The sequence below is a fragment of the Billgrantia montanilacus genome (assembly GCF_003336675.1).
Classification (GTDB): Bacteria; Pseudomonadota; Gammaproteobacteria; order Pseudomonadales; family Halomonadaceae; genus Halomonas; species Halomonas montanilacus.
Map to the genome: position 1 here is coordinate 238,080 of NZ_QPII01000003.1, position 13,123 is coordinate 251,202.

Genomic DNA, 13,123 nt, shown 5'->3' on the forward strand with positions numbered 1-13,123 from the left:
TGAGCGCTCAGCTTAGCATATCCTGACTACGCATAAGACTCAGCAGGGGGCTGGCGGAGGCCGCAACGTTGGTGGTTATCGTCAGACACCGGCAACACCGCCGGGAGTCCTTTGGCCTCCAGTCGCCGATGCGTCGGACCGGAGCTAAAGCTTCCTCCTACAGCGGCGTGGCATCGTCGGTGGGTAGAATCGCTGTTGGAGCGCTCGGTTCGGCGCTCCGAGTCTCCATCGCGACTGGCGCCGTCAGGCGCCTTGGCGGAGGCCGCAGTGTTATCCCCAACGCTGGGCTACGGCTTACCTTCCTGCTCCGGAAACCTTAGCGGTGTCAGGCTCTTCTTTACCGCCTTTAGCTGCTCGGCGAGCCTGGGGCCACGGGTCTTGGCCACCCCTACCGCCAGTACGTCGACCAGCACCAGATGGGCGATGCGCGAGCTCATCGGAGTATAGATCTCGGTATCCTCGTGCACGTCGATATACAGCGGCAGGGTCACTTCCTCGGCCAGCGGCGAGCCGCTGGGGCACAGGCCGATCACGGTGGCACCGGCCTCGCGGGCCAGGCGCACGCTGGCGACAAGCGCCCGGGTCCGGCCGGTCTGGGAGATCGCCACTACGACATCGCCCTCCTTGAGGGTCACCGCCGACATGTTCTGCATGTGCGGGTCGGCGTAAGCGGCGGTGGATATCTGCAGGCGGAAGAACTTGTGCTGGGCGTCGAAGGCCACCGCACCGGAAGCGCCAAAACCGTAGAATTCGACCCGATTGGCCATGGCCAGCGCCTGGATAGCCCGACTCAGGGCCTCGTTGTCCATCCGATCGCGCACCGACAGCAGGGTGCCCACGGTGGAGTCGAAGATGCTCTGGGAGAATTCGGCCACCGAATCGTCATCGTTCATCGAGAACTGGGCGAACTGGCTGCCGGAAGCCAGCATCTGTGCCAGCTTGAGCTTGAAGTCCTGGAAGCCGTTGCAGCCCAGCGCCCGGCAGAACCGCACCACGGTGGGTTCGCTGACCTTGGACTCGGTGGCCAGGTCGACGATGCGCATATGGATCACTTCATCGGGATTGCGCAGAACGTAGCGCGCCACCTTCTGCTCGGAGCGGCGAAAGTGCTCCATGCGGCGTCTCATTTCATCGAACAGGGCGCGGCTCACGCTGAACTCCTTGGTTGGCAGTCGCAGTGGTCAGTATGCCCCATCGCGAAGCCGATATGGAATTTCGGCCCTCTGCGTGAAATGACCCACTTAGTCATCATCCTGTCAAGTAAGGTATAGTAGAAAGGCTGGGCCGCCATCGTGGTGGGTGGCGGCATGCCGACAACGGTAGGGAAGAAGAGACGACAAAGAAGAAGAGGGAGAGTCGATCATGAGCAAGATCGAACGCGTAACTTCCGTCAAGAGTGAGCTTCTCGACATCTTCATGAGCTTGAAAGTCGCCGAACACGAGAGACGTTCGCGCACCGCCGCTCAGCGCAACCTGAGAGCGCGCCGCGGCATCGAGCTGCACAACGAATTCAAACAGCTGGAGCGGAATATCGCCGATCTAGCCGAAGACGAAAAACATTGACGACGGCCGCCTGTCGGCGGCCGTCCAAGGCAGTCGCTCAAGCCCCGCCCAGCGGGGCTCAGGGTTCTGTCACCCCAGCAAGCTGTTGATGAACACCAGGATCACGCCCAGCGGCGCAATATAGCGCACCACGACATACCAGACCGTTTCGCTGCCAGCGCTCAGGTTCAACTCCCCGGCGACGCTCTTGCGATCCAGGCACCAGCCCACGAAGACGATGGCACCAAGGCCGGTCAGCGGCAGCAGGATCTTGCTGGTGAAGGTATCCAGCAGGTCGAAGACGTTGAGGCCGAAGATCAGGAACTCATCCCAGACGTTGAACGACATCAATGCCGCGATACCCAGCGCCCAGACCGCAACGCCACCGACCAAGGTGGCCATCACCCGGGTCAGCGGCGATCGCTCCTCGACGAACTCCACCACCGGCTCGAGCAGTGAAATCGCAGAGGTCAGGGCGGCAAAGGTCAGCAGCAGGAAGAACATCAGGCCGAGGATCGCGCCACCGGTCATGTTGCCGAAGGCCAACGGCAGGGTGACGAAGATCAAGCCCGGCCCTTCCCCGGCACTCAGGCCGTTGGCAAACACGATGGGGAAGATGGCCAGCCCCGCCAGCAGCGCGATAACGGTATCCAGTATGATCACCGTGCGCGCCGTCCCCAACAGGTTGACGTCCTCACCCAGGTAGGAGCCGTAGGCCATCATGATGCCCATCCCCAACGACAGGGTGAAGAAGGCCTGGCCCATGGCGGCCAATACGATATCCCCGCTCAAGGCACCCCAGTCGGGACTGAACATGAAGGCCAGCGCCTCACCGAAATGCCCCGTGGTCATGCCATAGCCCACCAGCACGATCATCAATATCACCAGGGCCGGCATCAGTGTACGCACGGCCCCTTCCAGGCCCTTGGTCACCCCGCGAGCGACGATCCATACCACCAGCGCCATGAAGGCGGTATGCCACAGCAGCAGCACACCCGGGCTACCCAGCAGGCCACCGAAGATGGCCCCGACACTGTCGGCATCCTGGCCAGTGAACGTGCCGGTGACGGAGTTGAGGGTGTAGTAGAGCGACCAGCCACCGATGACGCTGTAGAAGGAAAGGATCAGGAAGGCGGCCAGCACCCCGCTGATGCCGACCAGCACCCAGGCCCGACTGCGGCCGTTGCTGGCGGCCAGCGTCAACATCGCATTGACGGGGTTGTTTTGTCCCCGGCGACCAAGCAGCCACTCGGCAACGAGTATCGGCAGGCCGATGACTGCAACACAGGCCAGGTAAACCAGTACGAAGGCGGCGCCACCGCTCTCCCCCACCATATAGGAGAAGCGCCATATATTGCCCAGCCCTACCGCGGAGCCGGCAGCAGCTAGCACGAAGGTCATCTTCGACGACCACTGCGCGTGGACGAGTTTAGACATGAATCACCTATTGTTGTGTATCAGGTTGTTGGTCTGTCTCAAGCGCAAAAACACAGAAGATAGGGAGGTTTTTGACTCGAATTACGGCAAATCTATCCGATCATACGCTCGAAGGCCAGTGTCGATAGGCCTTAGAACAGGCTCGTTTGCCGCTCTCCGGCAAAGTCACCCATCGGCAACAGGCCGATGTCGTCAGCAAAGGCCTGATAGAGCTTCCTGGCCAACTGAGGGGCCTGGCGGTTGTTGGCGGTATGCACAAAAAGGAAAGGGGTTTTCCCCTGATTTATCCACAGCCTGACCTGGTTAATCCAGGGCTGGAAATAATGCCAGTTGACCGACTCATCCAGATGCCCGATGAAGCGAATCAGCGGTTGCTCTCCCGTGGAAAGCACGTGTAATGGGCATCGTGGCTTTTCGTTCTGGGCGCGCACAAGGTCTGGGCTGCCTTCCGCCGGCGTCGAGAAGAGTGCGCGGACGTCGAGCATGGCGCGGTTGGCGCGGTGAGTTATCAACAGGCGGTTCAAGGCAACTTCGGCCACCCCCTTGTGGAAAAACTCGGGGTGACGAACCTCCACGGCGCACCCGATGCCGGGCGGCCAGCGCGCGAGCAACGCCTCGAGCCGAGGCAGTTCGCTATAACCGAAATTTCGCGGTAGCTGGACAAGGAGCGGGCCAAGGCGATCGTGCAGCGGCGCAAGGGCTTCGAGAAAGGCATCGAAACCCGACTCGATACCCTGGAGCCGCTGCTCATGGGTCAACGTTGCCGGCAGCTTGAAGCAGAAGCGGAAGTTGGCAGGAACCTGGCGCGACCAGCCTGCCACCGTCTCCGACCGGGGCGCCCCACTGTAGAAGGTCGTGTTGCCCTCCACCGCAGAGAACACCCGGGCGTAGTCGGCCAGCCAGCCCTCCTGGCCCCCATAGGGCGGATAAAGGGAGCCACACCACTCGGGATTGGCCCACATGGGCAAACCCAAATACAGTCTGGACAACCTTGTCATGCTCTGGAACATGCGCCTTCCCCAGCAACCATGCCACGATCATGCTGACCATGGCCTTCAGCCTGCTGCTGCATGCCGAGACCCGACGTATCGGACACTACCTGCTGCTGCTGGCGGTGCCGGTTGCCTGGGCGCGGGTCTTTCTCGGTGTTCATTTCCCCAGGACATGCTCGGTGCCCGCTGGCCGCGGCAATGGCACTGCGGGTGGGGGTCAGCTGCAACTGGTTGATATTAACCTACTATCATCGTGTAGCGAGACGGCTCTAGCACCTGCTCTTTGCGCCGCTGATCGCACGAGGTTGGGTACAGCGCTGAGCCCGATGCGGGCTTGGCGCCATCCCGGTCTACTCAACGGTAACCGACTTGGCCAGGTTACGCGGCTGGTCGACGTCAGTGCCCTTTAGTACCGCCACGTGGTAGCTCAACAACTGCAGCGGAATGGTATAGAGAATCGGTGCCAGGGCATCATGCACATGGGGCAGCCTGAGCACGCGAATCCCCTCTTCTTCTTCCATCCCCACCGCTTCGTCGGCAAAGACGAACAGCTCGCCGCCACGGGCTCGCACCTCCTGGAGATTGGACTTCAACTTGTCGAGCAGCTCATCGTTGGGCGCTACCGAGATGACCGGCATCTCGCTATCCACCAGGGCAAGGGGCCCGTGCTTGAGTTCACCGGCGGGATAGGCCTCGGCATGGATATAGGAGATCTCCTTGAGCTTCAGTGCGCCTTCCAGCGCAATGGGGAAATGCACTCCCCGGCCAAGAAAGAGCGCATGGTGCTTCTCGGCGAAGGCCATCGACAGCGTCTCGATCTCGCCATCCAGTTTCAACACCTGCGACACCAGCCGCGGCAGGCCGCGTAGCCCCGACACCAGCTCTGCCTGGAGATCGGAGGACAGCCCCTTGATCCGGCCCAAGGCCAGGGTCAACAGCATAAGGCCGGTGAGCTGGGTGGTGAATGCCTTGGTGGAGGCCACGCCGATCTCGGGTCCGGCCTGGGTCATCAGGGTCAGATCGGATTCACGTACCAGGGAACTGCCCGGCACGTTACAGATCGCCAGGCTGCCCAGATACCCCTGCTCGCGGGCAAAGCGCAGCGCGGCCAGGGTGTCGGCAGTCTCGCCGGACTGTGACAACGTCACGAATAGGGTGTCTTCGGGCACCACCACCGTCCGGTAGCGATACTCTGAAGCCACCTCGACCTGAACAGGAACCCCGGCATAGCGCTCCAGCCAATAGCGCGCCACCATCCCGGCATGGTAGCTGGTCCCGCAGGCCACGATATGGATCTGCTGGACACGCTCGAATAGCGTCTCAGCCCCGGGTCCGAAACACTCCACCAGTACCGACTTGTCGCCCAACCGGCCTTCCAGTGCCGCGGCGATCACCGCCGGCTGCTCAAAGATTTCCTTTAGCATGAAATGGCGGTAGTCCCCCTTGCTCGCGGCACCGTCGGCGTGTTCGAACGTATGGGTCTCCCGCGCGGCCGGCCGGCCGGCTTCATCGACGACCTCGACGCGGCCTCCATCGGAGAGGCGAACGACATCGCCCTCCTGCAGATAGATGAAGCGGTCGGTGACCTGCAGCAGGGCCAGAGGATCCGAACCCAGAAAGGCCTCGTCGATACCCACGCCTACCACCAGGGGACTGCCTTTGCGCGCACCGACGATGACATCGGGCTCATCGGCATGCATCACGGCCAGGGCATAGGCACCTTCCAGCCGCTTCAGCACCCGCTGAACCGATGCCAGCAGGCCGTCGCCAAGACGATACTCACGCTCCAGCAGGTGGGCCACCACTTCGGTGTCGGTCTGCGACGCGAAGACATAGCCGGCGTCCTTGAGTTCGGCACGTAACGTCTCGTGGTTCTCGATGATGCCGTTGTGCACTACCGCAAGCCGGTCGCCCGAGGCGTGCGGGTGCGCATTGGCCTCACTGGGCTTGCCGTGGGTGGCCCAGCGGGTGTGGGCGATGCCACAGTGACCGGCCAGCGGTTCGGAGGTAAGCCGCTGTTCCAGTGCGGCAACCTTACCCAGCGCCCGGCAACGCTGCAGCCCCGCCGAGGCAAGCACTGCCATGCCGGCCGAGTCGTAGCCGCGATATTCCAGGCGCCGTAGCCCCTCGAGCAAGATATTCTGCACATTGCGCTGGGCAACGGCACCAACGATTCCACACATCGCTCTCTCCTCAGTAATCCTTTGCCTTGGTGGGGCGCAGCCAATCCGCCTTGGCGATCTGCCGGCCTCGGGAGACAGCCAGCGCATTGTCGGGCACGTCTTTGCTGATCGTCGATCCGGCACCCACGGTAGCGCCGCCACCCACGCTGACCGGAGCCACCAGGGCGGTATTGGAGCCGATGAAAGCGCCGTCGCCGATCTCGGTGCGATGCTTGTTGGCGCCGTCGTAATTGCAGGTGATGGTACCGGCACCGACGTTGACGTTGCGACCCAGTCGAGCGTCTCCCACATAGCTCAGGTGGTTGATCTTGCTATCCTCGCCCACCTCGACGTTCTTGGTCTCGACGAAATTGCCCACCTTGGCACCCACCGCCAGACGCGAGCCGGGGCGCAGCCGGGCGAAGGGCCCGATGCGGTTGCGGCCGGCGATCACGGCCCCATCGATGACACTATGGGCCTCGATCACCGATTCGGCACCGATATGGCTGTCGCGAATCACGCAGTGGGGGCCGATGCGAACACCTTCACCGAGCTCGACCTCGCCCTCGAAGACACAGCTCACGTCGATCTCCACATCGTGGCCGCAGGTCAGACGACCGCGCACATCGAGCCGCGCCGGATCGAGCAGGGCCACGCCCTGGAGCATCAGCTGCTCGGCTATACGGGCCTGGTGCGCCCGCTCGAGCCGCGCCATCTGCAGACGATTGTTGACCCCCTCGACTTCCATGGGCTCAGCAGGCTGTGCGGTGGCGATCGCCACACCGTCCGCCGCCGCCATGGCGATCACGTCGGTCAGGTAATACTCGCCCTGAGCATTGTCAGCGGATAGCTGAGGCAGCCAGCGCTGCAGCTGTGCGGCGGTCATGGCCATGATGCCGGTATTGCATTCGCACACCGCCAGCTCGCGCTCGCTGGCGTCCTTCTGCTCGACGATCGCGACGACCTCGCCATCATCGTTACGCAGGATGCGACCATAGCCGTTGGGGTCGTCCAGGGTTACGGTAAGCAGGCCCATGCGCGACTCGTTGACCTGGCCGAGCAATGTCGACAGGGTCTCGTGACGAATCAGCGGGACGTCGCCATACAGTACCAGCACCTTGCCCTGGCCAAGCGCATCGAGTGACTGGGCCACGGCGTGCCCGGTACCCTTCTGCTCCGCCTGCAGGGCAAAGCGCACGGGATAGTCGCCAAGTGCCTGGCGCACCCGATCCGCCCCGTGGCCAATCACCACGTGCATACGATCGGCCTCGAGCCTACGAGCGGTATCGATGACATGACACACCATGGGCTTGCCGGCCAGGCGGTGCAGTACCTTGGGGAGCTGCGAGCGCATTCGCGTCCCTTGCCCGGCGGCCAGTATCACCACGTCGAGGCTCATCTTGACTCCTTTTCCTTGATTTATTGCGTATCGCGACAGTTTAACCTGCGGCATCGGCCGCCGCCGCACGGGTTGCTTTTTTCAGCGAACCTCGATCTCCATTTCCGCCATTCGCGACTGGCCGAAGTGGTCGGCAAAGGCCGCCGTGGCCACGCTGGCCCAGCCGTCCTCTTCGCGTATCAGCATCAGTACCTTGAGACCCTGGTCCCGGGCCAGCGCCATGCCCTCCTCGTCACCCAGCACCATCAGCGCCGTCGCCCAGGCATCCGCCCAGGCGTTGGAGGGATGCGCCACGGTGACCGACGCCAGACGATGGTCGATTGGCCGTCCGGTACGCGGGTCGAGCGTATGCGAGTAGCGCCGGCCCTCTTCTTCGAAGTAGTTGCGGTAGTCCCCGGAGGTGGCCACCGAAATCACCTCCAGCGGCAGGATATGCTGAGCTTCCTGACGATCGTCCAGAGGTGCTTCGATACCGATGCGCCAAGGCTGGCTCTCGGTATCCCGATAGCCGCGCACGCTCAGGTCGCCGCCAAGATTGATCAGGTAGTGCTCGACGCCCTGTCCATCCAGGTAGGACGCCACCCTGTCCGTGCCGTGCCCCTTGGCCACCCCGCCGAGATCAACAAAGACATCCGTCATACGCCGGGCCTGCAGGGCGTGCTCGTCGATCTCGATATTGTCCATCCCCACTTCGGCCAGGCGTTCGTTCAACGTCTCCCCGTCCGGGATCTCCCGGGGGCGTGCCTCGGAGCCAAAGCTCCACAGGTTGACCACCCCGCCAATGGTAACGTCGAACGCCCCGTTGCTCGCCTCGGACACCGATCGACTGATCGCCAGCACCTCGATCAGCTCATTGGAGAGCGGCTGCCATTCACCCACCGGCGCCTGGTTGAAGGCCACCAGCTCCGAGTCCTCACGGTAGATCGACATGGCGGCATCCACGTCCTCGAGTACCTCGATCACCCCCTGCTCGAGACGCTGCGCTTCTCCCTGGGTCAGGGAATCGGCAATGGTGACCTGGTAGAAGGAGCCGAAGATGGCCCCTTCAAGGTGAACCGGTGACTCCAGTGGACGATCGCTTTCGGAGCATCCCACCAGCAGCAACAGCAGCGCAGCGGAGGCAAGAAGAGGGGGAAGTCGACGCATGATGATGAAGCTCTCCTCGAGAACAGCCTGAATTCGCCTTGCGGCTACCAGAAGACCCATAGCAGCCAAAGTCCCAGAATGATGCGATAGACCACAAAGGGCTGCATGCCGATCCGCTTGATGAATGTCAGAAAGTAGTGAATGCAGACATAGGCGCTGATACCGGATAATACCGCCCCCACCAGCAGCGCTGAAACCGCGATTGGCTCAGGGGCCCGGATCAGTTCGCTGATCTCCAGGCCACCGGCCAGCACGATCACCGGAATCGACAGCAGGAAGGAGAATCGTGCCGCACCCTCCCGGCTCATCCCCAACAGCAAGGCCGCGGTGATGGTGATGCCGGAACGCGATGTCCCGGGTATCAGCGCCAGCGCCTGGGCCCCGCCTATCAGGAGCGCATCCTTAAACGTGAGTTGGTACTCACTTCTTCCGGAGCGCCGCTGCCAATCAGCATAACCCAGCAGGAGACCGAAGCCGATCAGGCTCATGCCGATCACCAGCGGTGAACGCATCACGGTTTCGATGGGTGACTTGAAAATCAGGGCGGCGAGCCCGACGGGGAACGTGGCCAGCAGTACCCAACCGGCAAGTCGCCCATCCGCATCGAGGGTACGACCGCGGAGGTAGTCCAACACGCTGACGCTCATGCGTACCAGGTCCTGGCGGAAATAGAGTACCACCGCCGCCAGGCTGCCCATGTGCAGGGACACATCGAAGGCGAGACCCTGGTCCCCCCACTCGGTCAGCACCGGCACCAGAACCAGGTGGGCGGAGCTGGATATCGGCAGGAACTCGGTCAATCCCTGAACGAGGGCGAGTATAGCGACCTGAAGCCAATCCATATGGCGGTCTCCTGACAGGGATGTCGTGCGCAGTGGTGGTGAGACCCGCTGGGACGCAGGGATGAAACGCTCAAGAGAATACACGCCTGATCGGCAGTTGTCCGCCGCCAGTCGATGACAGCTGCTTTCGGTGGGCCTGTCCTTCCCTCAGCCCACCGATGTCGCAGGAGTCCAGGCCGAGGGCGCTCAAACTCCTGTCAGGATCGCCGTTGCAATGCTGAAGTAGATCAGCACACCACAGGCATCGATCACTGTGGTCACCAGCGGCGCCGAGGCGGTAGCCGGATCCCAGCCCACCCGGTTGAGCACGAACGGCAGGCACATACCCAGCAGGCTGCCGAAGAGCACGATGGTGACCATGCTCATGGCCACCACCATGGCCACCGCCTCCCCGCCACGCATCACACCGATGGGGGCCACGGCCAGCGCCATGGTCAGCCCCAGCGCCCCCGCCACCAGCAGCTCACGTCCGAGCAGTTTGCTCCAGTCCTTGACCCCGACGTCGCCGGTGGCCATGCCGCGCACCATCAGGGTCGCGGCCTGGGCTCCCGCGTTGCCGCCACTGCCGATCAACAGTGGCAGGAAGAACACCAGCGCCACCTGGGCGGCGATGGTGTCCTCGAAGTAAGCGATGCCGGCGCCGGAGAAGAGGTTGGCAAACACCAGCAGCACCAGCCAGGTCACCCGCTTGCGATAGAGGCTCCAGATCGGCACCCGGCTGACGCCGTCCTCGAGCTGGCCGATGGACATCCCCTTGTGGAAATCCTCGGTCGCCTCGGACTCCGCCACATCCATGGCGTCATCGTGGGTGACGATGCCTACCAGCCGCTCCTCGTGGTCAGTGACCGGCATTGCCAGCAGGTCGTAACGCGATATCAGACGGGCGACCTCTTCCTGCTCCTCATCGACCGAAATACTGATCACATCCTTGATCATCAAGTCGTCGACCTGAGCCCCCGGCCTGGCCACCATCAGCTGACGCAGCGACATGGTGCCAGCCAGCCGACCTTCCGCATCGATGATATAGAGCTGATACACGGTCTCGGCGTCCGGTGCCGTCTGCCGCACCCGCATCATCGCCTTGGACACCGTCATGCCGCTGGGGATCGCCACGTAGTCCGAGGTCATGATCGCCCCGGCGGTGCCCTCCTCGTAGCTGGCCAGTCGCTTGAGGTCCTCGCGCTCCTGGCGAGCCATTCGCCGCAGGAGGGTTTCGCGCCGGTCTTCACCCAGCAGGTTGAACAGGTCGACCCGCTCATCCGAGCCCATCTCCTCGAGAATCAGCAGCAGCATGTCGTCGGAGATCGCCTCTGCGATCTCAAGCTGTTCGTCGCCAGGCAAGTAGCCAAGCACATTGGCCCGACGCTCGATCGGAAGACAGTCCAGCAACTCGAGCACGAGAGGAAGATCATCTTCCTCCTCGAGAATATCCTCCAGGATCTCGGACAGGTCGGCGGCACGCAGCTCGGGCAACAGCTCATCGAGGCGTTCCTGTTCTTCCTCCCGGAGTGCCTCTAGAAGCTTATCTTTCTGTTCCTGAAGTGTTTCGTTCAGTGACATGGGCATCTCCTGGCGCCGCCAGGCAAGTCGATGACTTTCACCAGCACGGGGCGAATGAGGACGGTTCGGGAGCGACCCGACGCATGGACGACATCATAGCAGATACGAAAACGCCCCCCGAACAGTGTTCGAGAGGCGTTTTACACGGTAAAGGCCAGGTTCAGCCCTTGCCGGCCTTCTTGCGCAGCTGCTGGATGGTACGCAGCTGGGCCACGGCTTCAGCGAGTTCGGCGGCGGCGCGGGTGTAATCCAGCTCCGACGACTTTTCGTTGAACGCCTTCAGCGCATGCTGACGGGCTTCCTCGGCGGCGGCCTCGTCGAGGTCACCGGCCCGTGAGGCAGCATCAGCGAGGATGGTGACCACGTCCGGCTGCACTTCGAGGAAACCGCCGGAGACGTAGAAGTTTTCTTCCTCGCCACCGTCGTGGATCACCCGAATCGGACCTGGCTGAAGCTCGGTCAGCAGCGGAGCGTGCCCGGGCAGGATGCCCAGGTCGCCCATCATGCCGGAAGCGACGAGCTGCTCGATGTCACCCGAGAAGATCGCCTCTTCGGCGCTGACGATTTCGCACTTGAAGCTGTTCGCCATAGCGAAGTCCCCCTGGTGGACGGCCTTACTTCATCTGGTTGGCTTTCTCGACGGCCTCGTCAATGCTGCCCACCATGTAGAAGGCCTGCTCCGGCAGATCATCGTATTCGCCACCGAGAATGCCCTGGAAACCACGGATGGTGTCCTTCAGCGACACGTACTTGCCCGGAGAACCGGTGAACACCTCGGCAACGAAGAACGGCTGCGACAGGAAGCGCTGGATCTTGCGCGCCCGTGACACGGCCAGCTTGTCCTCGTCGGACAGCTCGTCCATGCCCAGGATCGCGATGATGTCCTTGAGCTCCTTGTAACGCTGCAGCACGTTCTGCACACCGCGTGCGGTGTTGTAGTGCTCTTCACCGACGACCAGCGGATCCAACTGACGCGAGGTGGAGTCCAGCGGATCGATGGCCGGATAGATACCCAGCTCGGCGATGGAGCGCGCCAGTACCACGGTGGCGTCCAGGTGCGAGAAGGTGGTCGCCGGCGACGGGTCGGTTAAGTCGTCCGCGGGCACGTAGACGGCCTGTACGGAAGTGATCGAGCCGGTCTTGGTGGAGGTGATACGCTCCTGCAGAACGCCCATCTCCTCGGCCAGGGTCGGCTGGTAGCCTACCGCAGAGGGCATACGGCCCAGCAGTGCGGATACCTCGGTGCCGGCCAGGGTGTAACGGTAGATGTTGTCGACGAACAGCAGCACGTCGCGGCCTTCATCGCGGAACTTCTCGGCGATGGTCAGGCCGGTCAGGGCCACGCGCAGACGGTTGCCGGGGGGCTCGTTCATCTGACCGTAGACCAGCGATACCTTGTCGATAACGTTGGACTCGGTCATCTCATGATAGAAGTCGTTACCCTCACGGGTACGCTCACCGACACCGGCGAACACCGAGTAACCGCTGTGCTCGGTGGCGATGTTGCGGATCAGTTCCATCATGTTGACCGTCTTGCCCACGCCGGCGCCGCCGAACAGGCCGACCTTGCCGCCCTTGGCGAACGGGCAGACCAGGTCGATGACCTTGATGCCGGTCTCGAGCAGCTCGTTGGAAGCCGCCTGCTCGGCATAGGTCGGGGGCTTGCGGTGGATCGGCATGCGCTCGGCCTCACCGATGTCACCCGCTTCGTCGATCGGCTCGCCGAGTACGTTCATGATGCGACCCAGCGTCTCCTTGCCCACGGGCACGGAGATGGCAGCACCGGTGTTGATGACCTCCATGCCACGCTTGAGGCCCTCGGTGGAGCCCATGGCGATGGTGCGCACCACGCCGTCGCCCAGCTGCTGCTGGGTTTCGAGCACTGTCTCGGCAGTCGAGACCTTCAGCGCGTCGTAGACCTTGGGAACATCGTCCCGCGGAAACTCTACGTCAATCACCGCGCCGATGATTTGTACGATACGTCCGCTCATCTTGGTTCCTCTCAAATACCTGAAAATGAAACCTGCATGCCGGGAGGGCTAC

General features: G+C 62.6%; 12 protein-coding genes. 2 read left to right on the forward strand and 10 right to left on the reverse strand.

The window, feature by feature from the left end; translation table 11 throughout:
- Window positions 1-287: 287 nt before the first annotated feature.
- On the reverse strand, window positions 288-1,151 hold the full coding sequence (gene hexR / locus DU505_RS06520) for a transcriptional regulator HexR (RefSeq protein ID WP_114478175.1): 864 nt from the start codon (window positions 1,149-1,151) through the stop codon (window positions 288-290).
- Between the two features lie 211 nt (window positions 1,152-1,362).
- On the opposite strand from hexR, the gene DU505_RS06525 reads away from it, so the two are divergent.
- A complete protein-coding gene (locus tag DU505_RS06525) occupies window positions 1,363-1,563 on the forward strand; it encodes a PA3496 family putative envelope integrity protein (protein WP_043517401.1) in 201 nt (66 codons plus the stop codon).
- 69 nt (window positions 1,564-1,632) lie between these two features.
- Here the strand turns inward: DU505_RS06525 and DU505_RS06530 are convergent, their stop codons facing one another.
- On the reverse strand, window positions 1,633-2,979 hold the full coding sequence (locus DU505_RS06530; protein ID WP_114478176.1) for a sodium-dependent transporter: 1,347 nt from the start codon (window positions 2,977-2,979) through the stop codon (window positions 1,633-1,635).
- 131 nt (window positions 2,980-3,110) lie between these two features.
- Window positions 3,111-3,941 carry a DUF72 domain-containing protein gene (locus tag DU505_RS06535; protein ID WP_245947793.1) on the reverse strand — a complete coding sequence of 277 codons (831 nt, stop codon included), beginning with the start codon at window positions 3,939-3,941 and terminating at the stop codon, window positions 3,111-3,113.
- 29 nt (window positions 3,942-3,970) lie between these two features.
- Between DU505_RS06535 and DU505_RS22810 the strand changes: the two genes are divergently transcribed.
- On the forward strand, window positions 3,971-4,381 hold the full coding sequence (locus DU505_RS22810; protein WP_340148254.1) for a phosphatase PAP2 family protein: 411 nt from the start codon (window positions 3,971-3,973) through the stop codon (window positions 4,379-4,381).
- On the opposite strand, the gene glmS is transcribed toward DU505_RS22810, so the two are convergent.
- The 7 genes from glmS to atpD form a co-directional block, all read right to left on the reverse strand.
- A complete protein-coding gene (gene glmS / locus DU505_RS06545; RefSeq protein WP_114478177.1) occupies window positions 4,322-6,154 on the reverse strand; it encodes a glutamine--fructose-6-phosphate transaminase (isomerizing) in 1,833 nt (610 codons plus the stop codon). The genes DU505_RS22810 and glmS overlap by 60 nt on opposite strands.
- 10 nt (window positions 6,155-6,164) lie before the next feature.
- The gene (glmU, locus tag DU505_RS06550) at window positions 6,165-7,532 is read right to left on the reverse strand and encodes a bifunctional UDP-N-acetylglucosamine diphosphorylase/glucosamine-1-phosphate N-acetyltransferase GlmU (protein ID WP_114478178.1); all 1,368 of its coding nucleotides are present in this window, start codon (window positions 7,530-7,532) and stop codon (window positions 6,165-6,167) included.
- 81 nt (window positions 7,533-7,613) lie between these two features.
- On the reverse strand, window positions 7,614-8,678 hold the full coding sequence (locus DU505_RS06555) for an FAD:protein FMN transferase (RefSeq protein WP_114478179.1): 1,065 nt from the start codon (window positions 8,676-8,678) through the stop codon (window positions 7,614-7,616).
- Between the two features lie 44 nt (window positions 8,679-8,722).
- On the reverse strand, window positions 8,723-9,520 hold the full coding sequence (locus DU505_RS06560) for an undecaprenyl-diphosphate phosphatase (protein ID WP_114478180.1): 798 nt from the start codon (window positions 9,518-9,520) through the stop codon (window positions 8,723-8,725).
- Window positions 9,521-9,706: 186 nt separating this feature from the next.
- Window positions 9,707-11,080 carry a magnesium transporter gene (gene mgtE, locus DU505_RS06565; RefSeq protein WP_114478181.1) on the reverse strand — a complete coding sequence of 458 codons (1,374 nt, stop codon included), beginning with the start codon at window positions 11,078-11,080 and terminating at the stop codon, window positions 9,707-9,709.
- A 160-nt stretch (window positions 11,081-11,240) separates the two neighbouring features.
- Window positions 11,241-11,669, reverse strand: a complete 429-nt coding sequence (locus DU505_RS06570) for a F0F1 ATP synthase subunit epsilon (RefSeq protein ID WP_114478182.1) — start codon at window positions 11,667-11,669, stop codon at window positions 11,241-11,243.
- A 25-nt stretch (window positions 11,670-11,694) separates the two neighbouring features.
- Entirely contained in the window at window positions 11,695-13,071 is a 1,377-nt protein-coding gene (gene atpD, locus DU505_RS06575) for a F0F1 ATP synthase subunit beta (protein WP_114478183.1), read from the reverse strand.
- Window positions 13,072-13,123: the final 52 nt, after the last annotated feature.